Below are 23,818 nucleotides of genomic sequence, written 5' to 3' on the forward strand. Positions count from 1 at the left end.
GCGTCATCCTAGCACAGAATGTGCTCACGCCCGCTCCAGCGCCGTCGCTTCCACCAGCCTCACCACGTCGCCCATGATCTCGGTAATCTTGAAGTCCTTGGGCGTGTAGATCCGCGCCACGCCCATCTGCTTGAGGATCAGGGCGTCCTCGGGCGGGATGATGCCGCCGGCCACGACCGGGATGTCACCCAAGCCCTCGGCGCGCATCACGCGGATGACTTCCTGCACCAGGTCCAGGTGCGAGCCGGACAGGATCGACAGGCCAACCACGTGGGCGCGGCTCTCTTTCGCGCGCCGGACGATCTCTTCCGGGGTCGAGCGGATGCCGTCGTAGACGACCTGCATGCCGCAGGCGCGGGCGCGGGTGGCGATCTGTTCGGCGCCGTTGGAGTGGCCGTCCAGGCCGGGCTTGCCGACCAGGTAGGTGAGCGTGCGGCCCAGGATTTCCGAGACCCGTTCGACCTCGGCCTTCACCGCCTCGACGTCCTCGGCCTCGCCGGTCGAGACCACCACCGCCACGCCGGTCGGGCCGCGATATTCGCCGAACACTTCGCGCAGGGCGCCGGCCCATTCGCCGGTGGTGACGCCGGCCTTGGCGGCGGTGATCGAGGGTTCCATGATATTACGGCCATCACGAGCGGCGGCTTGCAGGTCGGCGAGCGCGGCCTGTACCGCGCTCTCGTCTCGGGCCTCCCGCCAAGCCTTCAAGCGGGCGACGACGTCCGCCTCGAGCTTGGGATCCACCGTCTCGATCGAGCTCTCCCCCGCCGACAATGGAGACACCTCGCTGTCGGTCCAGCGGTTGACGCCGACGACGGTCATCTCGCCGGTCTCGACCGAGCGCACCCGCCTGGCGTTCGAGGCCACCAGCTCGCCCTTCATGTAGTCGATGGCGCGGGACGCCCCGCCCATCTCGTCGATCAAAGCCAGCTGTTCCAGCGCCCCCTTGGACAGTTCGGCCACCTTGGCCTCGACCACGTGGGAGCCGTCGAACAGGTCCTCGTATTCCAGCAGGTCGGTCTCGTAGGCCAGCACCTGCTGCATGCGCAGGGACCACTGCTGGTCGAAGGGACGCGGCAGGCCCAGGGCCTCGTTCCAGGCTGGCAGCTGCAAGGCTCGACAGCGCGCGTCCTTGCTGAGCGTGACGGCCAGGGCCTCGATCAGGATGCGGTAGACGTTGTTCTCGGGCTGCTGCTCGGTGAGACCCAGGGAGTTGACCTGCACCCCGTAGCGGAAGCGCCGGGCCTTCTTGTCCTGCACGCCGTAGCGCTCCAGCAGGATCTGGTCCCACAGCTTGGTGAACGACCGCATCTTGCACAGCTCGGTGACGAACCGCACGCCGGCGTTGACGAAGAAGCTGATCCGCGAGGCGACGATCTCGAAGTCCTCGTCGGGGACCTGGCCGCCGGCCTTGACCGTGTCGAGCACCGAGATGGCGGTGGCCAGGGCGAAGGCCAGCTCCTGCTCTGGCGTCGCGCCCGCCTCCTGCAGGTGGTAGCTGCAGACGTTCATCGGGTTCCACTTGGGAACCTCGCGATAGCACCAGGCGATCATGTCGCCGATTAGCCTTAGGGACGGACCCGGCGGGAAGATGTAGGTGCCGCGCGACAGATACTCCTTGATCAGATCATTCTGCGTCGTGCCCTGCAGCAACGCCCGGTCGCCCCCCTGCTCGTCGGCCAGCGCCACGTACATCGCCAGCAGCCAGGCGGCCGGCGCGTTGATGGTCATGGAGGTGTTCATCTTCTCCAGCGGGATCTCGCTGAAGAGCGCGCGCATGTCGCCCAGGTGGCTGATCGGCACGCCCACCTTGCCAACCTCGCCGCGCGCCAGGATGTGATCGGGGTCGTAGCCGGTCTGGGTGGGCAGGTCGAAGGCCACCGACAGGCCGGTCTGTCCCTTGGACAGGTTGGCCCGATACAGCGTGTTGGACTTTTCCGCCGTCGAGTGACCGGCATAGGTGCGGAAGATCCACGGCGGATCCGGCGCATGCTGGTACGGCGTCGAGGACATGGCGGGCTCCCGGGCGGCTTTATTGATCTTGCTTACCGCCGATCATGAGCCTGGTTTTGCTGCGATGCAATATGAGGCTCGCGGGTGCGGGAGAGCCCATGGGCCCCGACCGCCAGCGGCCTCGCCGACGTCCAGAGGCGCATGCGCTGAAGCCATTGGCGCCGGCCAGGACGCAGAAATCCTCAAGTGATTTTCAGTCGCGGAATCCGTAAAATGAAATATTAGTTCGCATGACATCGATATCCGTGCCAGTATCCAAAAATCGAATATCGACTTGGCTACGGTCGCTCTCCAGGTTTCAATCTCAGGATTGAGCTTCCGGGTCTGTCTCCGCTCCTCTCCGAATTTGACCTCACGCCTCATTCGAGGCGCGAGAACATTCGCACCTGAAAGGTGTCCCCCATGACGACCGGTACCGTGAAGTGGTTCAACTCGACCAAGGGCTTTGGCTTCATTCAACCTGACAACGGCGGCCCGGACGTGTTCGTCCACGCTTCGGCCGTCGAGCGCTCGAGCCTTGGCTCGCTGCAGGAAGGTCAGAAGATCGGCTACGAGCTGGAGCAAGACCAGCGCAGCGGCAAGACGTCGGCCGGCCAGCTTCAGGCGGCCTAAGCCTCGAGGCCTCCGAGCCGCCAGGCTCGGGGGCCAACGCCCTCCCCTCCCATCAGAAAGACTTCGTGCAGAACACACCCAACGACGGCTTCGCCGACCGCCTCAAGACCGCCGCGGCCGCCCGCCAGGCGCTGCTCTCCCGCTTCAAGCCGCAAGAGGCTCGCCCCGCGCTGGAGCGCATCGACAGGACCTTGGAGCGCAAGGCGATGCTGGTTCAGGTTCGCGCCGACCGCTCCCTCGCCAAGACCGCCCGACAGGACGCCGCCGCGGCGACCCTGGCCGCCGAAGCCCAGGCCGTGGCCGATGCGGAAGCCGCCGTGCTCGACGCCAAGCGTGGCGAACGCAAGGAGCGCAAGGCGCTGTCCGCGCTCGACGCAAAGGCGAAACGCGACGCCCGCTACGCGGCGCGCCAGGCGCGCCGGTAGCGTTTCACCGCCCCTCGAACACCGCCGGTCGCTTGCCGATGAACGCCGCGCGCGCTTCGGCGTGATCGACGCTCGCGGCCAGGCCCGGCGTCTCCGCCGCCGTGGTCGAGACGCCTGACGCCACGCGCTTGGTCGCCTCCACAGCCAACGGCGCGCGGGAGGCGATCACGGCCGCCATGGCCAGCGCCGCATCCAGCAGGGCCTCGGCCGGATGCACCTCCGCCACCATTCCATCCGCGAGCGCTCGCGCGGCGTCGAACGGCGCCCCCGTCAGCAGATGCGGTTTGGCGCGGCTCTCACCGACCAGCGTCGTCAGCCGCCCCGCCGAGGCGGTCAGGCCCATTCTCACCGCCGAGCAGGCGAAGCTGGCGCGAGCGCTGGCCAGGCGGATGTCGGCCGCCAGGGCCAGCTCCAGCCCGCCGCCGATACACCAGCCGTCGACCGCCGCGATCACCGGCACGCGACAGGCGGCCACCTGGTCGCACATCTCCAGAAAGTGCAGGATCGCCGCCGCCTGGGTTTCCACGTCGCGCGACAGGGACTCGGCCAAATCATCGCCCGTGCAGAACGCGCCGTTGCGGCCGGTCAGCACCACGACCCGCACCGCGCGGTCGGCCTCGACGGCGGCGAAGGCCTCCAGCAGCCGCGCCCGCTCGGCCATGGCCAGGACGTTGGCTGGGGCGGTGTCCAGTTCGACGAGGGCGATGTTGGCTTGAGGATGCGACAGGTGGATCATGGTCGCCACCGTGGCTCGCCCGTCCGATCCCGACAACCTTCCGTAGCGCGATGCTGCGATGCACAAGATTTCCCTTGCCAGTTTCAAACAGTTGTCTCAGCCTCGCTGGCGAGACCCGAAAACAAGCGGGCGCGCATAGCCGAGTTTGGCCCTCAAGCGTTGTTGCGATGCGAGAGAACGGCCAAGGGAATGGGGAGTGACATGGCTGCTGAACCAGTCCTGAAGGACCTGTACGAGATCGGCGAGATCCCGCCGGCCTTCCACGTGCCCAAGACCATGTACGCCTGGAGCATCCGCAAGGAGCGCCACGGCAAGCCGACCCAGGCCATGCAGGTCGAGGTGGTCCCCACCTGGACGATCGGCGAGGACGAGGTGCTGGTCCTCGTGATGGCCGCCGGCGTCAACTACAACGGCGTGTGGGCCGCGCTGGGCGAGCCGATCAGCCCGCTGGACGGCCACAAGCAGCCCTTCCACATCGCGGGATCCGACGCCTCCGGCATCGTCTGGGCGGTGGGCGCCAAGGTGAGGCGGTGGAAGCTGGGCGACGAGGTCGTCATCCACTGCAATCAGGACGACGGCGACGACGAGGAGTGCAACGGCGGCGACCCGATGTTCTCGGCGAGTCAAAGGATCTGGGGCTACGAGACGCCGGACGGCAGTTTCGCCCAGTTCTGCCGGGTGCAGTCGCGCCAGCTGTTGCCGCGTCCCAAGCACCTGACCTGGGAAGAGGCCGCCTGCTACACCCTCACCCTCGCCACCGCCTATCGCATGCTGTTCGGCCACAAGCCGCATGAGCTGAAGCCCGGACAGAACGTGCTGGTCTGGGGCGCGTCCGGGGGCCTTGGGGTCTTCGCCGTGCAGCTGGCCGCCGTGGCCGGGGCCAATGCGATCGGCGTGGTCAGCGACGACGACAAGCGCGACTTCGTGCTGTCGATGGGCGCGAAAGCGGTGCTGAACCGCAAGGAATTCAACTGCTGGGGCCAGCTGCCCAAGGTCAACGGCCCCGAGTTCACCGACTACATGAAAGAGAGCCGCAAGTTCGGCAAAGCCATCTGGCGGATCACCGGCAATCGCGACGTGGACCTGGTGTTCGAGCACCCCGGCGAGGCGACTTTTCCGGTCAGCGTGTTCGTGGTCAAGCGCGGCGGCATGGTCGCCATCTGCGCCGGCACCTCGGGCTTCAACCTGACCATGGACGCCCGCTTCCTGTGGATGCGCCAGAAGCGCGTGCAAGGGTCCCACTTCGCCAACCTGATGCAGGCCTCGGCCGCCAACCAGCTGGTCGTGGACCGCCGCGTCGACCCGTGCCTGTCGGAGGTGTTCCCCTGGAACGACATCCCCGCCGCCCACGAGAAGATGCTGGCCAACCAGCACTTGCCCGGGAACATGGCCGTCCTGGTCTGCGCCCAGCGCCCTGGCCTGCGCACGTTCGAGGAAGCGCAGGAGCTGGGCGGGACCGCCTAGCCCGTTTTCAAGACGAGCGGTCCATGCCATGCTCCACTCAAAGATGCGGAAGGATGTTCGCCATGATCTCCAGACTGCTCGCCGCCCTGGTCTCGCCCCTGGCCGTGACCCTGTCGCTGACCTGCGCCGTTCCCGCCATCGCGGCGCCTCGGACGGGTGTCGAAGGCGCCCGCCTGGAAGGGACCTGGGGCCAGTGGATGACGTGTCGAACCCACGACAACAACGTCAAGTTTTACAACAAGATAAAGATCTATCGCAACCGCGAGGGCCTGCGCTTCGTCGGCAACGCGCCGCTGCCCAAGGTCAGCGACTCGACCCGCGACGAACTCTTCGCCGGCAACTATTACGGCGCCGCCCGGCTGGACGGCGACGTCCTGACCCTGCGCGTCAGTGATCGTTACAAGCGCGACTTTCAGGACAAGCGGCTGGTGCGCTACGGGACGATGATCGCCCAGGACGCCATCTATCGCGTGACCCCGGACGGCAGGCTTATCGCCCAGGAGCCGGCGATCAGCGTGAAGCAAGGCGGCTGCGAAGGAACGCCCCTCAAGAAGGGCTAGTCCGGAAAGCCGTCGGCCAGCGCCTGATCTTGTCGCCTCCGCTCGAGCCGCCCGCGGTCCGAAGACTGTCAGCAGGCGGCTCGGCGATGTGTGACGGCGTCCCTACCCCTCCCGCGCCGCGCGCCCGGCTTTCACCGCCGCCGCCAGGTCGTCGAGCACGCGCACCGAGGTTTCCCAGTCGATGCAGGCGTCGGTGACCGACTGGCCGTAGGTCAGGGCCTGGCCGGGGACGATGTCCTGGCGGCCGGCGACCAGGTTGCTCTCGATCATCACGCCCATGACCGGCGAGGTCCCGGTCGCCACCTGGGCGCGGAGATCGGCGGCGACGGCGGGCTGGTTCTCGTGGTTCTTGCCGCTGTTGGCGTGGCTGACATCGACCATGATCCGTGGCGGCATGCCCGCCTTGGCCACGGCCTGGGCGGCGGCCTCGACACTGGCGGCGTCGTAGTTGGGCGTCTTGCCGCCGCGCAGCACCACGTGGCAGTCGGCGTTGCCGGTGGTCGTGGCGATGGCCGCGCGGCCCTCCTTGGTCACGGCCAGGAAATGGTGCGGCTGGCTGGCGGCCATCACCGCGTCGACCGCCACCTTGACGTCGCCGTTGGTGCCGTTCTTGAAGCCGACCGGGCACGACAGGCCCGACGCCATCTCGCGGTGGATCTGGCTCTCGGTCGTGCGGGCCCCGATCGCGCCCCAGGCCACCAGATCGGCGATGTACTGCGGAGTGGTCACGTCCAGGAACTCGCAGGCGGCCGGCAGGCCCTGGGCGCAGACGTCCAGCAGCACGCGCCGCGCCAGCCGCAGGCCCTCATTGATCCGGAAGCCGCCGTCCAGGTCCGGGTCGTTGATCAGGCCCTTCCAACCGACCGTGGTGCGCGGCTTCTCGAAATAGACCCGCATGATGATCTCCAGTTCGCCGGCGTGGCGCTCGCGCTCCACGGCCAGGCGGCGAGCATATTCGAGGGCGGCCTTGGGATCGTGGATCGAGCACGGCCCGATCACCACCACCAGGCGGTCGTCGCGACCGTTGAGGATCTCGTGCACGGCCCGGCGGCCCTCGCCCACGACCTCGGCGACCTGCGAGGTGGCCGGCGCCTCGCCGATCACCTGGGCGGGCGGGCTCAGGGTCTGGAGGCGCGAGATGCGCAGGTCGTCGGTCGGGATGGGCAGCGAGACGAGATTGGCGGCGGAAGGCATGGCGTACTCCGGAAAGGCTTGGCGCGGGGTCCGGCGGCCATGAAAAAAGCCGCCCGGGAGACCCCTGGCGGCTGGTGAAGGTGTTCTTTGTGGCCTGACGTCAGGCCGAACGATCCCCTCCCGGCGCCAGAGGCGTCGGATAGCTAAAATACCAAAACAGCTGTTGGCTGGCGGCGAGGGTCATCGTCGAAGAGCTTAGGGCGAAGTCTGGCGGGAGTCGAGGGGGGCGAAACGCGCCCTCCAAACTCGGCTTTACGAAAAACTCAACTTCGGCTGGCACCTTGCCGGCCACGCCCACTAGGGGGCGACGGGGGATTGGGACATGACGAAGAGAACCTTGGCCGACCTGGTGGCGATCGCGACGTACGGCGGCGGCTTCGAGCTCAGCGCCACCGACTACACGCTGGAAGAGCTGATCAAGACCGCCGACGCGCTGTGCAACGGCGCCGTGCTGCGCCTGCTGAACACCGACGCCCTGACCACCGCCGACCTGAGCGTGATCGCCCAGCACGGCGGCCCGGGCGGCGTCCAGTTCGTGTTCACGGCCTAGATCATAATCGCCCGCGTCGGCCGCCCTTGAGCCTGTCGAGCGCCCTGGCCGGGCGCGCTTCAGGCTCGGAGGCGGCCGATGGGAACGGCGTCGCCGCCGCCGGCTTTCGCGCCGGGACCATCGCCGCGATCTTGCGAGCGGTGGCGGCCATCACGCCGCAGACCCTGGCCTTTTCGCGGGCCTTGCGGATCACGACGGGGTCGTCGGTGCTCTCGATCGAGGCCCAGACAGCGTCAAGCATCGCCATCAGCTTGGCCTGCGTGCCTTCACACCAGTTTTGCGCGGAGATCTGTGTCATGTCGCCAGCTTGAGGCTGATCGGCGGACCGGGGATAAGAAACCTGCGTTTTCTCATAAGCCTTTGAATTGGTTCATGGCAGCCCTAAAAAGTACGGGGATTGAGATCTCCTCCCCTGCTGGGGGAGGTGGCCCGGAGGGCCGGAGGGGGCAGCTCGGCATAGGACGGCTCATCCCCCTCGGTCGCGGAGTTTATCCTCGGGCCGGCAAAGCCGGACCCCGGGGGCGACAGCTCCCCCGGCAGGGGAGCAGATTACACCAGACCCTGTGGATAACTTTTCCACCTCACTCCGTATCGTGATTGTCGCGTATCGAAATTCGACGCACAGTCCGCCAAACGCGTGTTCGGGGAGATGAGTGATGGGTGTCGGGGGCAAGGTCGCGCTGACGGCCGTGGGTCTGGTTCTGGCCGTGACGGCCGTGGTCGCCGTGCGCACGGCCACCTTCAAGGCCCCGGCCCAGGTCGACCCCGCGTCCGTCAAGCTGGCCTCGGCCCGTCCGGTCGACGTCGCCAGGGCCGCCGATCACCTGGCGCAGGCCGTGCGTTTCCAGACCATCAGCCACCAGGACAAGGCCGACGACCAGCCGGCCGAGTGGGACAAGCTGCACGCCTGGCTGCAGGCCACCTACCCGCAAGCCCACAAGGCGATGACCCGCGAGGTCGTGGCCGATCACACGCTCGTCTACACCTGGCCCGGCTCCAACCCCGCCCTGCCGCCGATCGTGCTGATGGCCCACCAGGACGTGGTGCCCGTGACGCCCGGCAGCGAGGGCCAGTGGAGCCATCCGCCGTTCGACGGCGTCATCGCCGACGGCGCGGTCTGGGGCCGCGGCGCGATCGACGACAAGGGCTCGCTGGTCACGCTGTTCGAGGCCTTGGACACCGTCGCCGCCAGCGGCTTCAAGCCCGTCCGCACCGTCATCGTGGTCAGCGGCCATGACGAGGAGGTGCGCGGCGTCGGGGCCCGCGCCGCCGCGGCGCTGCTGAAATCCCGCGACATCAAGGCCCAGTTCGTGCTGGACGAGGGCATGGTCGTGGTCGCCGACCACCCCATCACCGGCAAGCCCGCCGCCATCATCGGCACGGCCGAGAAGGGCTACGCCACCATGAAGGTCGTGGCCCCCGCCGTCGGCGGCCATTCCTCGGCGCCTCCCAAGGACGGCGGCGGCGTCGTCACCCTGTCCAAGGCCGTCGCGGCGATCAACGACCACGCCTTCCCGATGAAGTTCCAGGGCCCCGGCGCCGACATGCTGGGCGCCATAGCCCCGCACGCCAAGCCGGAGGTGAAGATCTTCGCGGCCAACACCTGGTTGTTCTCGCCCCTGCTGGTGAAGGTCACCGCCAAGACCCCGGCCGGCGCGGCCATGCTGCACACCACGATCGCGCCGACCATGCTGAAGGGCTCGCCCAAGGAGAACGTCCTGCCGCAGGACGCCACGGCGTGGATCAACTATCGTATCGCGCCGGGCGACACCTCGGCCACGGTGATGGCGCGGGCCAAGGACGCGGTCGGCAAGCTGCCGGTCCAGCTGGCCTGGACCAAGACGCCGGACGAGCCCTCGCCCGTGTCCTCGACCAGTTCCGACGCCTGGAAGACCATCGCCGGCCTGGCGGGCGACGAGAGCCGCGCCCCGGTCGTGCCGGGCTTGGTCACCGCCGGCACCGACAGCCGCTACATGGGCGGGGTCGCTTCGGACGTCTACCGCTTCCAGCCGCTGGTGCTGAAGGTCGAGGAGACCAAGATCATCCACGGCACCGACGAGCACATCAGTCTGGACAATGTCGCGCGAATGGTGCGCTTCTATCAGCGCCTGGTGGAGACCGCCGCGTCGCGGTGACGTCTTCCTCGGGCAGAGGCGTGTTCGGGGGAACACGGTCGGGGGACTTGGCGGAGGCAATCCGCCCACAACTTTGGCTGTCGCTTTTCCGAACTTGAAACGGCTGTCGCATCCGCATGTGACACTGCGCCTCAAGTTACAGTGTTCATTGAACCGCTAGAAGCGCACCCATGCCCGCCGACGACGCTCCGCTGATCAAGGCCAAACCGACGGCCAGTCCCATGACCGACAAGTTCGGCGAGGGCTTCGTCTGGGACGCCTGGTACGTCGCCTGCCTGTCGCCGGAGATCAAGCCGGGCAAGGCCGAGAAGCGCGAATATCTGGGCGAGCCGATCCTGCTGGGCCGCACCCGCCAGGGCGAGGTCTACGCCATCCGCGACATCTGCCCCCACCGCGCCGCCGCCCTGTCGTCGGGCCGCGTGCACCGCGAGGCCGATGGGACCGACAGCATCGAGTGCCCCTATCACGGCTGGCGCTTCGGGCCGGACGGGGCCTGCAAGTCGATCCCGTCCCTGACCGGCGACAGCGACTTCGACATCTCCAAGGTGCGAGTGCGCAAGTATCCGACCGTCGAACAGCAGGGGATGGTCTGGATCTGGATGTCCTCGAACCCGCGCTTCGACGGCCAGCCGCCCGAGCCGCCACCGACCATCCCTGGCGTCGTTGGCGGCAAGCCCAAGCTGGTCGATCATCTGGACTACGACATCCATATCGACCACGCCGTGCTAGGCCTGATCGACCCGGCCCACGGGCCGTACGTCCATCAGCAATGGTGGTGGCGGACCAAGACCAGCCAGCACGAGAAGAACAAGCGCTTCGCCCCGTCCGAGGCCGGCTTCACCATGGTGCGGCACGAGCCGTCCAAGAACTCCAAGGCCTACGCCATCCTGAGCGGCGAGCCCCTGACCGAGATCACCTTCCGCCTGCCGGGCCTGCGCTGGGAGCATGTGACGGTGGGGACCAAGCAGGTGCTGGCCCTGTCGGCGATGACGCCGATCAACGCCACCAAGACCCGGATGAACCAGATCATGTGGTCGGATCACTGGGCCTTCACGGCCTTCTATCCGATCATCCGAATGGCGGCCCGCGCCTTCCTGCGCCAGGACGGCAAGATCGTCGCGGCCCAGACGCCGGGCCTGCGGTGCAATCCGCCCCTGATGTGGGTCGGCGACGCCGACCAGCAAGCGCGCTGGTACCACCAGTGCAAGCGCGAGTGGGCGGCGAGCCGGCGTGAAGGGCGGGCGTTCGTGAACCCGGTGAAGGACCAGACGCTGCGGTGGCGGACTTAGAAATTCCCCTCTCCCCCTGCGGGAGAGGGTGGCCCGCGAAGCGGGTCGGGTGAGGGGTCGCGCTCCGCTGTCGGATAGGCCTATCAACCCCTTGTCTGTGGGCGATTGTCGTAAGGTGTTGCGGTCTTCCGGGACGCCCGCCTGGCGCGCCAACGCCAAGCGGGCAGTCGGCGGAGGGGCCGATAGCCCCTGAGCGTTGGGCGCTGAGGGTGAGCAGGGCCGCCGCCGACGTTTCATGACCCGGATGGTTGCAGGGACGGATGGGTCCGAAGCCACAAGGATGGGTCGATGGAACGGGTGCAGCGTAACACGACAATCGCCGGGATCGATGTGGGCAAGTCTTGGCTGGACGTGGCGATCCACGGCCAGGAGGAGGCGCGTCGGTTCGGCAACGACGAGGCGGGCCTGGCGGCGCTGATCGCCTGGCTGGTCGAGCAAGGCGTGGTCCGGGCGGGGTTGGAGGCGACGGCCGGCTACGAGCGGGCGGCGCGGTCGAGGCTGGAGGCGGCGGGCTTTGAGGTGATCGTCCACCAGCCGCTGGAGGTTCGGCTCTTTGCTCGGCTCAAGCGCTGGAAGGCCAAGACCGACCGGCTGGACGCGGCCCTGATCGCGGCGGCGACAGCCCAGGTCGAGGCGGTTCGAGCCGCCCAGGACCCGCGCTTGGTCGAACTGGCCCAACGCTTGACCGCCTATGAGCAGATTACCGACCAGGCCGCCGAGCTGAAGACCTTCATGGAGCACGTCGACCTGCCGGATCTGGTCGAGGCGATGGGCGAGCAGATCCAGAGCCTGTCGCGTCTCAAGGCCAGACTGGCCGCCGAGATCCTCGTTCGGATCAAGGCCCGCGCCGATCTTCTGGCGCGCTACCGCCTGCTGCTGTCGCTGCCCGGCGTCGGGCCGATCGTCGCCGCCAGCCTGGTGATCCGCATGCCCGAGCTTGGCGCCATGCGGCGCGGCCAGCCGGCCGCCTTGCTCGGCGTCGCCCCGTTCGACCGGCAATCGGGTCAATGGAAAGGCCAGAGCTTCATTGGAGGCGGTCGAAACCGACCCCGCCGAATGCTCTATCTCGCCGCCATCGCCGCCAAGCGCTGCGACCCAGGCTTCAAGGCCTTCGCCAGCCGCCTGCTCAAGGCCGGCAAGCCCCCAAAGGTCGCCATCGTCGCCGTCATGCGAAAGCTCATCGAGGCCGCCAACCTCGTTCTGGCCAGACAGCAGCCTTGGACCATGCAAACCACATCAACAACATAGTTGCTCATCCGTCAGCTACGCTGACACCTTCTCCCGCAAGGGGAGAAGGGAATGACCGGGGAATGCCGCTGAGCTTCGCGACCTACCGCCACCGCCTCCTCACCGGCCTCCGCACCCTGCCCACGCCGCGCGGCTGGCTGTTCTGCCTGGTCGTCTCGGCCATCACCCTGGCGACCATGGCGCTGATCGGGTTCGCGAGCGGCCTCTACCACCTGACGCCTACCCAGCCCGGCCTGCCCCTCCGCATGCTGGTGGTGTTCTTCATCCCGGCCCTGGGCGAGGAGATCCCGTTCCGGGGCCTGCTGACGCCGGGTCCGAACGAGGGCCGCCGGCCCCGGCTGGAGATCGCCATCTCCACCGCCCTCTACACCCTGTGGCACGTGGTCGAGGCCGTGACCTTCCTGAAGTCCGCCGCCTCTGTCTTCCTGCGACCCGACTTCCTGCTGTGCTGCGCGGTGCTGGGCCTGGGCTGCGCGATCACCCGGCGCGTCACCGGCTCGATCTGGCCGGCGGTGCTGCTGCACTGGGCCCTGGTGGTGATCTGGCAGACCTGGCTGGGCGGGGTCAGCGCGCTTTCCTGAGTTCAAATACGAAAAAGCCCGCCCGGTCCTAGGGGGAGGACCGAACGGGCTCTCTTTTCGAAGCGCGGCCAGAGGGACGGAGCGGACGCGCTCCGAAACTCGCGAGGGTGACAGCCGAAGTGGAAGCCGGTTCCGGCGCCCGTCACCCTCGAAAGCAAAGACTCCGCTTAAGCGCGGTAGACGTAGGCGCTCGAGACGTAGCCGACGCCGACGCCGTTCTGGCCGACCAGGATCCACTTGCCGTCACCGGTGCGGCCCAGGGCCTGGAAGGTCGAGCCCGAACTGACCGAACCCAGGCGCTCACCGCGGGTGGAGGCTTCGGCCCGCAGGTTCACGGTCGAGCGGGTGACGTACTTCTTGTCCATCTTGACCAGGGGCGCGGCTTCGACGGTCTGGGCGTAGCGATAGCCGCCCGACTTGTAGATGCCGCCGACCTCCTTGGCCGCGTCCTTCTTCTGCACGCCGCAGCCGATGGCCGAGCCGGCGCCCGCGCCGACCACGGCTCCGATGGCCGTGCCCGCGCCGCGATCGCCCTTGCCGGCGATCTTGTTGCCGGCGACGGCGCCCAGCAGGCCGCCCAGGACGGCGCCGACCTCCTGCTTGGAACCCGAAGCCTTGCAGCCGACGACGCCGGCGCTGGCTTGCGGGGCGGCGGCTAGCGACAGAGCAGTGGCGGCGGCGCCCAAGGTCAGGGTGATGGTCTTGATCTTGCCGATCGTCTTTTGGGTCGAGATGGTCATGGTCTTTGTCCCTTTGAATGTCTCCGGGGTCAGCAACCCCGTGAGACAGACCATGACAGGGCGAAGCTGAACGGTTGCGCGGACCGATTCAGCAGATTTCGTTCATGTTGAAAAAAGTTGGCCTCAAGCCCCCAGCGCGTAAGGCCCGCTCTTCTCCAGCGCCGTCTTCCACGCCGGCCGCCCGTGCATCCGCTCGATCCAGGCGGCCATATGCGGGTAGTCGGGCAGCTTGCCCATGGCCTTGGCGACCTCGGGCACGAAGCTCATCTGGATGTCGGCGCCGGTCAGCGTTTCGCCGACGAAGAATTCGCGGCCAGCCAGGCTGTCATTGACGAACGACAGGTGGTTGGCGATCTCGCCCTGGATGCGCGGGTGCAGCGGCGCGCCAGCCTCGCCCAGGCGGCCGACATACATGTTGAGCATCAAAGGCAGCATGGCCGAGCCCTCGGCATAGTGCAGCCACTGCTGGTAGCGGTCGAAGTCGACGCTGGCCGCGTCGGGGGCCAGGCGGCCGCCACCGTGGCGGCGGATCACGTAGTCGATGATCGCCCCGGACTCGATGACGGTCAGTTCCCTATCCACGACGACCGGCGACTTGCCCAGCGGATGCACGGCCAGCAGCGACGGCGGGGCCAAGCGGGTCTTGGGATCGCGGGTATGGGCGACGATCTCGTAGGGGAGGTTCAGTTCCTCCAGCAGCCACAGGATGCGCTGCGAGCGCGACTCGTTCAGGTGGTGAACCGTCAGCATGTCTCTTCCCTTTTATGGTTTTACGCTGCGCCGCGGCATTGCTCGCAAATGCGAAAAGCGCCAGGGTGAAAGAAAACGCCTGTTTGGCGCAGGGGAGCAAGCATGACGCATACGGCAAGCCCGTCCGAGACGTTGATCCTGCCCGGCCTGACCGGCCTCCTGCGCGAGGCGGCCGACGCCGCCCAGCTGTTCGTCGCCGAGGCCAAGCCGCGGGTGCTGGTCCATATCTCCGGCGAAAACGGCAAGGTCGACCGCAAGCTGGCCGACGCCCATCAGCACCGCGTCCATGGCTATGGCTGGTACGCCGCCTATGCCGAGCTCTTGAACCAGGTCGCTGGCTGGGCCGAGCGGCTACAGGACGAAGGCCGGTTCGGCGAGATCGAGGCGCTGCTGGCCCAGCTGCTGTTCAGCGAATACTGCGCCCAGCTGGTCGGCGGCGTGCCGATGAACCAGGGCGAGATCGTCCGCCCGGCCCACCTGGTCGAAGACCGCGCGGTGTTGAACCGGCTCTATTCCAACGGCCTGATGAAGCTGATGGTCGAGGGCGGCACGCAAGCGGTGAAGACCCGTATCGCCCAGCGGCTGGCCGAGGCGCGCGGCCGCCCGACGCTCGAGCACACCGGTCTCGACGAGACCTTCGAGATGATCCGCGACCAGTTCCACGCCTTCGCGGAAGAGAAGGTCACCCCTTTCGCCCACGAGTGGCACCTGAAGGACCAACTGATCCCGATCGAACTGGTGGAAGAGCTGGGCGCCCTGGGCGTGTTCGGCCTGACCATCCCGGAGGAATTCGGCGGCAGCGGCATGGGCAAGACCGCCATGTGCGTGGTCTCCGAGGAACTGTCGCGCGCCTGGATCGGCGTCGGGTCCCTGGCCACCCGCTCGGAGATCGCCGGCGAGCTGATCCTGACCGGCGGCACTGACGCCCAGAAGCAGTACTGGCTGCCGAAGATCGCCAGCGCCGAGATCCTGCCGACCGCCGTCTTCACCGAGCCGAACACGGGCAGCGACCTGGGCTCCCTTCGCACCCGCGCCGTGCTGGAGGGCGACCAGTACGTCGTGACCGGGAACAAGACCTGGATCACCCATGCCGCCCGCGCCGACGTCATGACCCTGCTGGTCCGCACCGACCCGGCGACCACCGACTATCGCGGCCTCTCCATGCTGCTGGCCCCCAAGCCGCGCGGCGGCGACGGAGACGACTTCCCGGCCGAAGGCATGAGCGGCGGCGAGATCGGGGTGATCGGCTACCGCGGCATGAAGGAATATGAGCTCGGCTTCGACGGCTTCACCGTGCCGGCCGGGAACCTGCTCGGCGGCGTCCCGGGCCAGGGCTTCAAGCAGCTGATGGCCACCTTCGAGAGCGCCCGCATCCAGACCGCCGCCCGCGCGATCGGGGTGGCCCAGTCGGCGTTGGAAACGGGGCTCGGCTATGCCCTGGACCGCCAGCAGTTCGGCCAGGCGATCTTCGAGTTCCCCCGTGTGTCCAACAAGCTGGCGATGATGGCCGCCGAGATCATGGGCGTGCGCCAGCTGACCTACTACGCCGCCCGCCAGAAGGACGAGGGCAAGCGCTGCGACCTCGAGGCCGGCATGGCCAAGCTGATCGCCGCCCGCGTGGCCTGGGCGGCGGCCGACAACGCCCTGCAGATCCACGGCGGCAACGGCTTCGCCATGGAATACACCGCCAGCCGCCTGCTGGCCGACGCCCGGATCCTCAACATCTTCGAGGGCGCGGGCGAGATCCAGGCGCAGGTGATCGCCCGGCGGCTGCTGGACGGAGGCAACTGACCCAAAACCGTTCAGGGGTGTTTCTTGCGCTCTTGTCCGCATACTGAGGCTCAGCTTAGCTTCGCGCCTTCCATTCGAAGGATCGCCCATGCTCGCCACGACCCGCCGCTCCGCTCTCGTCTCGGCCCTGGCGACCACGGGTCTGGCGGCGTTCGGCGGCCGGGCCTTCTCGCAAGAGGCCGGGTCGGTCGCCGCGGCGGTGGACAGGCTGGCCCAGGACGTCATGGCCGCCTTCCCCGACCAGCCGGGCCTGGGCGTCACCGTGGTCGAGAAGGGCAAGGTCACCCTGGCCAAAGGGTACGGCGTCAAGACGCTGGGCCAGCCGGACCGCTGCGACGAGAACACCGTCTTCGGCATCGCCTCGAACACCAAGGCCATGACCGCCGCCCTGCTCGCCATGCTGGTCGAGGAGGGCAAGGTCGCCTGGGACGATCCGGTCATCAAGCACCTGCCGGCCTTCCAGATGAGCGATCCGGTCATCACCAGGCTGATGACCGTCCGTGACCTCCTGGTCCACCGCAGCGGGCTGACCCTGGGCGCGGGCGACCTGATGATCTGGCCAGCCCCGACCCACACCCGCGCCGACATCGTGGCGGGGCTGAAGCACCTGCCGATCGGCGGTCAGTTCCGGGGCGGCTACGCCTATGACAACGTCCTCTATGTCGCCGCCGGGGCGGTGATCGAGGCGGTCGCCGGCCAGCCGTGGGAAACCATGATCAAGAGCCGGATCTTCGATCCACTGGCCATGACCAGCACGGTCTCAAGCCCCGCCCTGGTCGACAAGACCCGCCGCGCCGCCCCTCACGCGCGCCTCGGTCCGCCGGTCCGCGGCCTGGGCCCCCAGACGGTGCTGCCGTTCGACAACAGCTTCGACTCGGCCGCGCCGGCCGGCGGGGTCAATTCCACGCCCAAGGACATTGGCCAGTGGATGCTGGTGCAACTGGGCCTAGGCATGCTGCCGAACGGCAGGCGCCTGTGGACCGAGCCCTCGGCCCGCGAGATGTGGAAACCCCAGACCATCACCAGCTGGACCGACGGCCCGATCGACGAAAACCCGGTCCGCCCCTCGATGCAGGCCTATGGCCTGGGCTGGTTCGTCCAGGACCACCGTGGCGAGCGGCTACTGTGGCACACCGGCGGCCTGGCTGGCTTCATCTCGTATACGGGCCTGCTGCCGGGCCGGAAGTCCGGCATCATGATCATGACCAACGCCGAGGAGGCGCCGGTCCTGCGCACCCTGCGCTTCGGTGGTCCCGACCGGCTGCAAGGCCGCGACGACTTCGACTGGATCGCGTCGTCCAAACGCGTGCAAGCCGAGGCCGACGCCAACACGATCAAGGACGCCGCGCGCGCCACGGCGACCGCGACGCCCGGCGGGGCCAAGCCCAGCCTGCCGCTGGCCGCCTATGCCGGGGTCTATCGGGACCCCTGGTATGGCACGGTGACGATCGGCCTGGTCGGCTCTCCCAAAGGAAAAGGGGGCAAGAAGCAGACCCTGACCGTCGCGTTCGACAAGACCCCGGCCCTGCGCGGCAAGCTGGAGCCGTTCGACGGCGAGATGTTCAAGACCACCTTCGACGACCGCACCCAGGAAGACGCCTTCATCACCTTTGATCTCAAGGACGGCAAGGTGGTCTCGGCCCTGGTCAAGGCGGTCTCGCCGCTGGCCGATTTCAGCTACGATTACCAGGACCTGCGCCTTTCGAAGGTGAGCTGAGCCCGCGAAGGCGAAGCTTCGGAACCCACCCTCAACAGCCGCGTTGTCGATTGAGTTTGGGGGTGGGTCTGCTCTAGGCGTCGTGGTCCCTGTCCGGCCGTCGCCGCCTCACCCCCAAACCCAAGTCAACGCACGTGGGGGTGCCAGGAAATGCAAGGCGTTTTGGAGCGGTCCGCCAGCGGCCGCGAGCTCGACGGACATCAGCTTCTGGCGGCCTTGCGCGCCTTCCGGCGCGGCGACTTCTCGGTCCGCCTGCCGACCGACCTGTCTGGCCTGGACGGCGAGCTGGCCGAGGCCTTCAACGACGCCGTCGACCTTAACGACCGGATCTCGAAAGAGTTTGAACGGCTGCGCGACGTCGTTGGCCGCCAGGGCAAGATCAACCAGCGCGCTCAGCTGCCGGGCGCCGTGGGCGCCTGGGCCGAGAGCGTCGAGGCCGTCAACAGCCTGATCACCGACATGGTGCATCCGACCGCCGAAATGGCGCGGGTGATCGGCGCCGTGGCCAATGGCGACCTGTCCCAGACCATGGACCTGGAGAACGAGGACCGCCCTCTGCGCGGCGAGTTCCTGCGCACCGGCAAGGTCGTCAACACCATGGTCGGACAGCTGGGCTCGTTCGCCTCGGAAGTGACCCGCGTGGCCCGTGAAGTGGGCACGGAAGGCAAGCTGGGCGGCCAGGCCCAGGTCAAGGGCGTGACCGGCGCCTGGAAGGACCTCACCGACAACGTCAACCTGATGGCCGGCAATCTCACTGGGCAAGTGCGCAACATCGCCGAGGTGACCACCGCCGTCGCCAATGGCGACCTTTCCCGCAAGATCACCGTCGACGTGAAGGGCGAGGTGCTGGAGCTGAAGAACACCATCAACACCATGGTGGACCAGCTCAACAGCTTCGCCTCGGAAGTGACGCGCGTGGCGCGCGAAGTGGGTACGGAAGGCAAGCTGGGCGGCCAGGCCCAGGTGAAAGGCGTCACCGGCGCCTGGAAGGAACTGACCGACAACGTCAACCTGATGGCCGGCAACCTCACCGGCCAGGTCCGTAACATCGCCGAAGTGACCACCGCCGTGGCCCGCGGCGACCTCTCCAAGAAGATCACCGTCGACGTGCGCGGCGAAATCCTGGAGCTGAAAGACACCATCAACGTCATGGTGGACCAGCTGAACGCCTTCGCCAGCGAAGTGACCCGCGTGGCCCGCGAAGTCGGCACCGAAGGCAAGCTGGGCGGTCAGGCGCGCGTGGAAGGCGTCACCGGGGCCTGGAAGGATCTGACCGACAACGTCAACTTCATGGCCGCCAACCTGACAGGCCAGGTGCGGAACATCGCCGAGGTGACCACCGCCGTCGCCAATGGCGACCTGTCCAAGAAGATCACCGTCGACGTGAAAGGCGAGATCCTGGAGCTGAAGTCGACCATCAACGTCATGGTCGATCAGTTGAACGCCTTCGCCTCGGAAGTCACTCGCGTGGCCCGTGAAGTGGGTACGGAAGGCAAGCTGGGCGGCCAGGCCAACGTCACCGGGGTCGGCGGCACCTGGAAGGAGCTGACCGACAACGTCAACCTGATGGCCGGCAACCTGACCGGCCAGGTCCGCAACATCGCCGAGGTGACCACCGCCGTCGCCATGGGCGACCTGTCCAAGAAGATCACCGTCGACGTGAAGGGAGAAATCCTGGAGCTGAAGAACACCATCAACACGATGGTGGACCAGCTCAACTCGTTCAGCTCGGAAGTGACCCGCGTGGCCCGCGAGGTGGGTACGGAAGGCAAGCTGGGCGGTCAGGCCCAGGTCAAGGGCGTCACCGGCGCCTGGAAGGATCTGACCGACAACGTCAACTTCATGGCCGCCAACCTGACAGGCCAGGTCCGCAACATCGCCGAGGTGACCACCGCCGTCGCCAATGGCGACCTGTCCAAGAAGATCACCGTCGACGTGAAGGGCGAGATCCTCGAACTGAAGTCGACCATCAACATCATGGTGGACCAGCTGAACGCCTTCGCCTCGGAAGTCACCCGCGTGGCGCGCGAAGTCGGCACCGAAGGCAAGCTGGGCGGTCAGGCCCAGGTCAAGGGCGTGGGCGGCGCCTGGAAAGAGCTGACCGACAACGTCAACCTGATGGCCGGCAATCTCACTGGGCAAGTGCGCAACATCGCCGAGGTCACGACCGCCGTCGCCATGGGCGACCTGTCCAAGAAGATCACCGTCGACGTGAAGGGAGAAATCCTGGAGCTGAAGAACACCATCAACGTCATGGTGGACCAGCTGAACTCGTTCTCGTCGGAAGTGACCCGCGTGGCGCGGGAAGTCGGCACCGAAGGCAAGCTGGGCGGCCAGGCCCAGGTCAAGGGCGTGACCGGCGCCTGGAAGGACCTCACCGACAACGTCAACTTCATGGCCGCCAATCTGACCGGCCAGGTCCGCAATATCGCCGACGTGACGACCGCCGTCGCCAAGGGCGACCTCAGCAAGAAGATCACCGTCGACGTGAAGGGCGAAATCCTGGAGCTGAAGTCGACCATCAACGTCATGGTCGATCAGCTGAACGGCTTCGCCTCGGAAGTGACCCGTCTGGCCCGCGAAGTGGGTACGGAAGGCAAGCTGGGCGGCCAGGCCCAGGTGCCCGGCGTGGCCGGCACCTGGAAGGACCTGACCGACAACGTCAACATGATGGCCGCCAACCTGACCGGCCAGGTCCGCAACATCGCCGACGTCGTGACCTCCGTCGCCCAGGGCAACCTCAAGCGCAAGCTGACCCTGGACGCCAAGGGCGAGATCGCCTCGCTGGCCGACACCATCAACGGCATGATCGAGACCCTGGCCACCTTCGCCGACCAGGTGACCAACGTGGCCCGCGAAGTGGGTTCGGAAGGCAAGCTGGGCGGCCAGGCCCGGGTGCCCGGGGCCGCCGGCCTGTGGCGCGACCTGACCGACAACGTCAACGAACTGGCCGCCAACCTGACCACCCAGGTCCGCGCCATCGCCGAGGTGTCGACGGCCGTGACCAAGGGCGACCTGACCAGGTCGATCACCGTGGAAGCCTCGGGCGAAGTGGCCGCGCTCAAGGACAACATCAACGAGATGATCCGCAATCTGAAGGATCAGACTCTGAAGAACACCGAGCAGGACTGGCTGAAGACCAACCTGGCCCGGTTCAGCCGCATGCTGCAGGGCGAGCGCGACCTGTCGACCGTGTCGAACCTGGTCCTGTCCGAGCTGGCGCCGCTGATCAACGCCCAGCACGGGGTGTTCTACGTCTCCGACACCAACGAGAACGGCGAGGCGGTGCTGACCCTGGCCGCCAGCTACGCCGGCAATCGTCGCAAGCCGCCGGCCGGCCAGCTGCATCTGCGCGAAGGCCTGATCGGCCAGTGCGCGGCCGAGAAGGAACGCATCCTGCTGACCAACGTCCCCAAGGACTACGTCAAGGTCAGCTCGGGCCTGGGCGAAAGCGCCCCGCGCAGCATCATCGTCCTGCCCGCCCTGTTCGAAGGTGAGCTGAAGGCGGTGATCGAACTGGCCAGCTTCGGCGAGTTCAACGAGACCCAGCAGGCGTTCCTGGACCAGCTGATGGAATCCATCGGCATCGTGCTTTCGACCATCGCCGCCAACATGCGGACGGAAGGCCTGCTGGAGCAGTCGCAGTTGCTGACCTCCGAGCTGCAGGCCCAGCAGGAAGAGCTGAAGAAGACCAACGACCGACTGGAACAGCAGGCCGCCAGCCTCCGCCAGTCGGAAGAGCTGCTGCGCTCCAAGCAGGAAGAGCTGCAGACCACCAACGCCGAGCTGGAAGACAAGGCCGTGCTGCTGTCGGCCCAGAACAAGCAGGTGGAAGCCAAGAACGCCGAGGTCGAACAGGCCAAGGCGGCGCTGGAGGAGAAAGCCGAACAGCTGGCCCTGACCTCCAAGTACAAGTCCGAATTCCTGGCCAATATGAGCCACGAGCTGCGCACGCCGCTGAACAGCTTGCTCATCCTGTCAAAGATGCTCAGCGAGAATGCCCAGGGCAACCTCAGCGACAAGCAGGTGGAGTTCTCCAAGAACATCCACTCGGCCGGCGCCGACTTGCTGGGTCTGATCAACGACATCCTCGACCTGTCGAAGATCGAAAGCGGCACGGTCACGCTCGACATCGGCCAGATGCCGTTCGCCTCCCTGCGCGACCAGACCCAGCGCACCTTCGCCCAGCTGGCCCAGGACAAGCGGCTAGACTTCGGCATCGACATCGACCCGGCCCTGCCGGCGGCCATGTACACCGACGACAAGCGCTTGCAGCAGGTGATCAAGAACCTGTTGTCCAACGCCTTCAAGTTCACCCAGGCCGGATCGGTGAGGCTGTCCGTCCGCCGCGCCGAGTCCGGCTGGGCTCTGGGCAACGACCACCTCAACAAGGCCGGCCAGGTGCTGGCCTTCGAAGTGGCGGACACCGGCATCGGCATCCCCGAGGACAAGCAGCGGATCATCTTCGAGGCCTTCCAGCAGGCCGACGGCACCACCAGCCGCAAGTACGGCGGCACCGGTCTTGGCCTGTCGATCAGCCGCGAGATCACCCGCCTGCTGGGTGGCGAGCTGAAGGTCGTCTCCACTCCCGGCGAGGGCTCGACCTTCACCCTGTATCTGCCGCTGAACTTCAGCCCGGCGGCCCAGCCCGCCCCGATCTCGTCGCCGCGCGCGCCGGTCGCCCCGTCCTCGACCTTCACGTTCTCGACCGCCGACGCCCCGTCGTACGAGCCGGTCGAGAACGTCATCGACGACCGCGACTCGGTGACCGCCGAGGATCCGACCGTGCTGATCGTCGAGGACGACCCGCGCTTCGCCTCGATCCTTTTGGCCCTGGCCCGCGACAATGGTTTCAAGGGCGTGGTCACCGCCGAGGGCTCCAGCGTGCCCTCCCTGGCCCGTCGCTTCGCGCCCGAGGCCATCCTGCTGGACGTCGGCCTGCCCGACATGGACGGCCTTGCGCTGCTGGACCTGCTCAAGCGCACGCCCGAGACCCGGCACATTCCGGTGCAGGTGATCTCGGCCGACGACCGTGGCGGCCTGTCGCTGTCGATGGGCGCCCTGGGCTTCACCAGCAAGCCGGTCGAGCAGGAGGCCGTGGTCTCCACCCTCGACCGCGTGCGGCGCCTGGCCGACCACCCCGAACGCACTCCGATCCTGGTGGGCGGCGACAGGACCACGGCCGAGCTGCTGAAGTCGGTGTTCGGCGCCGTCCGCCCGGAGACCGAACTCGAGACCTTGCCGCCCGAAGCCTTCACCGGCGAGCAGGGCTGCCTGGTCATCGCCATCGGCGCCGGCAGCGGCGGCGTGGTCGGCGCGACCCTGGATACGCTGCGCCAGCGCGGCGCGGCCTCGGCTTCGACGGTGCTCTACGCCGTCGGCGACCTGGACGCCGAGGACGAGCGCCGCTTGCGCCTCGCGGCCTTCACCGGCGCGACCCGCCTGGCCCGCACGGCCGAGCAGTTGATCGACCACGTGGCCCTGATCCAGCACGCCCCGGTCGAGCGCCTGCCCGACACCGCCCGCGCCATGCTGACCCGGACCAAGCACGCCGACGCGGTCCTGACGGGCCGCACCGCCGTGGTCATCGACGACGACATCCGCAACATCTTCTCCCTGGCCAGCGCCCTGGAGGAATACGGCATCGAGCTGCGCTACGCCGAAAGCGGCCGCGCGGGGCTGGAGCTGCTGGACAGCCTGCCGGCCGTCGACATGGTCCTGGTCGACATCATGATGCCCGACATGGACGGCTACGAGACCATGCGCGAGATCCGCGCCCGGTCGCGGTTCGCCGACCTGCCGGTGGTCGCCGTCACCGCCAAGGCCATGAAGGGCGACCGCCAGAAATGCATGCAGGCCGGGGCCTCGGACTACGTGTCCAAGCCCGTCGACCTGGACCAGCTGATCTCGGTGCTGCGGGTCTCGGTGCAGCGGGCCGATGCGCGTAAGCTGGCCGGCGACAACATCGTTTCCCTGAGCAGCATCGCCCAAGCAGGCGCCCTTCAGTGATCAC

Annotated in this window: 19 protein-coding genes; 12 read left to right on the forward strand and 7 right to left on the reverse strand. The window is 67.5% G+C overall.

The window, feature by feature from the left end; all coding sequences use genetic code 11:
• Positions 1-24: 24 nt before the first annotated feature.
• A complete protein-coding gene (locus ACW173_RS03635; RefSeq protein WP_492083522.1) occupies positions 25-2,013 on the reverse strand; it encodes a methylmalonyl-CoA mutase family protein in 1,989 nt (662 codons plus the stop codon).
• A gap of 402 nt (positions 2,014-2,415) precedes the next feature.
• Between ACW173_RS03635 and ACW173_RS03640 the strand changes: the two genes are divergently transcribed.
• Positions 2,416-2,625, forward strand: coding sequence for a cold-shock protein (locus ACW173_RS03640; protein ID WP_492083523.1), 210 nt, complete (start codon positions 2,416-2,418; stop codon positions 2,623-2,625).
• 65 nt (positions 2,626-2,690) lie between these two features.
• A complete protein-coding gene (locus tag ACW173_RS03645; protein ID WP_492083524.1) occupies positions 2,691-3,050 on the forward strand; it encodes a DUF6481 family protein in 360 nt (119 codons plus the stop codon).
• A gap of 4 nt (positions 3,051-3,054) precedes the next feature.
• Here ACW173_RS03645 and ACW173_RS03650 read toward each other — a convergent pair whose 3' ends face one another.
• Positions 3,055-3,786, reverse strand: a complete 732-nt coding sequence (locus ACW173_RS03650; protein ID WP_492085889.1) for an enoyl-CoA hydratase/isomerase family protein — start codon at positions 3,784-3,786, stop codon at positions 3,055-3,057.
• Positions 3,787-3,987: 201 nt separating this feature from the next.
• On the opposite strand from ACW173_RS03650, the gene ccrA reads away from it, so the two are divergent.
• Together ccrA and ACW173_RS03660 are read left to right on the forward strand one after the other, a co-directional pair.
• Positions 3,988-5,250 (forward strand): crotonyl-CoA carboxylase/reductase, encoded by a 1,263-nt coding sequence (gene ccrA / locus ACW173_RS03655; RefSeq protein ID WP_492083525.1) that lies wholly within the window; start codon positions 3,988-3,990, stop codon positions 5,248-5,250.
• Between the two features lie 62 nt (positions 5,251-5,312).
• On the forward strand, positions 5,313-5,810 hold the full coding sequence (locus ACW173_RS03660; RefSeq protein ID WP_492083526.1) for a hypothetical protein: 498 nt from the start codon (positions 5,313-5,315) through the stop codon (positions 5,808-5,810).
• A gap of 102 nt (positions 5,811-5,912) precedes the next feature.
• Here the strand turns inward: ACW173_RS03660 and ACW173_RS03665 are convergent, their stop codons facing one another.
• Together ACW173_RS03665 and ACW173_RS03670 are read right to left on the reverse strand one after the other, a co-directional pair.
• Positions 5,913-7,004 carry a 3-deoxy-7-phosphoheptulonate synthase gene (locus tag ACW173_RS03665; protein WP_492083527.1) on the reverse strand — a complete coding sequence of 364 codons (1,092 nt, stop codon included), beginning with the start codon at positions 7,002-7,004 and terminating at the stop codon, positions 5,913-5,915.
• A 100-nt stretch (positions 7,005-7,104) separates the two neighbouring features.
• Positions 7,105-7,188 carry a hypothetical protein gene (locus tag ACW173_RS03670; protein WP_106404400.1) on the reverse strand — a complete coding sequence of 28 codons (84 nt, stop codon included), beginning with the start codon at positions 7,186-7,188 and terminating at the stop codon, positions 7,105-7,107.
• Between the two features lie 138 nt (positions 7,189-7,326).
• On the opposite strand from ACW173_RS03670, the gene ACW173_RS03675 reads away from it, so the two are divergent.
• Positions 7,327-7,554 (forward strand): hypothetical protein, encoded by a 228-nt coding sequence (locus ACW173_RS03675; RefSeq protein ID WP_492083528.1) that lies wholly within the window; start codon positions 7,327-7,329, stop codon positions 7,552-7,554.
• Between the two features lies 1 nt (position 7,555).
• Here ACW173_RS03675 and ACW173_RS03680 read toward each other — a convergent pair whose 3' ends face one another.
• The gene (locus tag ACW173_RS03680; RefSeq protein ID WP_492083529.1) at positions 7,556-7,852 is read right to left on the reverse strand and encodes a hypothetical protein; all 297 of its coding nucleotides are present in this window, start codon (positions 7,850-7,852) and stop codon (positions 7,556-7,558) included.
• A 358-nt stretch (positions 7,853-8,210) separates the two neighbouring features.
• On the opposite strand from ACW173_RS03680, the gene ACW173_RS03685 reads away from it, so the two are divergent.
• The 4 genes from ACW173_RS03685 (at position 8,211) to ACW173_RS03700 (ending at position 12,807) form a co-directional block, all read left to right on the forward strand.
• Positions 8,211-9,689 (forward strand): M20 family peptidase, encoded by a 1,479-nt coding sequence (locus ACW173_RS03685; protein WP_492083530.1) that lies wholly within the window; start codon positions 8,211-8,213, stop codon positions 9,687-9,689.
• Between the two features lie 170 nt (positions 9,690-9,859).
• Positions 9,860-10,978, forward strand: a complete 1,119-nt coding sequence (locus ACW173_RS03690) for a Rieske 2Fe-2S domain-containing protein (RefSeq protein WP_492083531.1) — start codon at positions 9,860-9,862, stop codon at positions 10,976-10,978.
• Positions 10,979-11,266: 288 nt separating this feature from the next.
• Positions 11,267-12,226 carry an IS110 family RNA-guided transposase gene (locus tag ACW173_RS03695; protein ID WP_492081387.1) on the forward strand — a complete coding sequence of 320 codons (960 nt, stop codon included), beginning with the start codon at positions 11,267-11,269 and terminating at the stop codon, positions 12,224-12,226.
• A gap of 62 nt (positions 12,227-12,288) precedes the next feature.
• Positions 12,289-12,807 (forward strand): CPBP family glutamic-type intramembrane protease, encoded by a 519-nt coding sequence (locus ACW173_RS03700; protein ID WP_492083532.1) that lies wholly within the window; start codon positions 12,289-12,291, stop codon positions 12,805-12,807.
• Between the two features lie 167 nt (positions 12,808-12,974).
• Here the strand turns inward: ACW173_RS03700 and ACW173_RS03705 are convergent, their stop codons facing one another.
• On the reverse strand, positions 12,975-13,547 hold the full coding sequence (locus ACW173_RS03705) for an SH3 domain-containing protein (RefSeq protein WP_492083533.1): 573 nt from the start codon (positions 13,545-13,547) through the stop codon (positions 12,975-12,977).
• A 123-nt stretch (positions 13,548-13,670) separates the two neighbouring features.
• The gene (locus ACW173_RS03710) at positions 13,671-14,297 is read right to left on the reverse strand and encodes a glutathione S-transferase family protein (RefSeq protein WP_492083534.1); all 627 of its coding nucleotides are present in this window, start codon (positions 14,295-14,297) and stop codon (positions 13,671-13,673) included.
• Positions 14,298-14,399: 102 nt separating this feature from the next.
• Here ACW173_RS03710 and ACW173_RS03715 point away from each other — a divergent pair, with 102 nt between their 5' ends.
• From ACW173_RS03715 to ACW173_RS03725, 3 genes are all read left to right on the forward strand, one after another.
• The gene (locus ACW173_RS03715; protein ID WP_492083535.1) at positions 14,400-16,088 is read left to right on the forward strand and encodes an acyl-CoA dehydrogenase family protein; all 1,689 of its coding nucleotides are present in this window, start codon (positions 14,400-14,402) and stop codon (positions 16,086-16,088) included.
• 88 nt (positions 16,089-16,176) lie between these two features.
• A complete protein-coding gene (locus ACW173_RS03720; protein WP_492083536.1) occupies positions 16,177-17,805 on the forward strand; it encodes a serine hydrolase in 1,629 nt (542 codons plus the stop codon).
• Positions 17,806-17,955: 150 nt separating this feature from the next.
• Positions 17,956-23,814, forward strand: a complete 5,859-nt coding sequence (locus ACW173_RS03725) for a HAMP domain-containing protein (protein WP_492083537.1) — start codon at positions 17,956-17,958, stop codon at positions 23,812-23,814.
• The last annotated feature ends 4 nt before the right edge of the window (positions 23,815-23,818 follow it).

Source organism: Caulobacter sp. ALps2 (assembly GCF_058681635.1).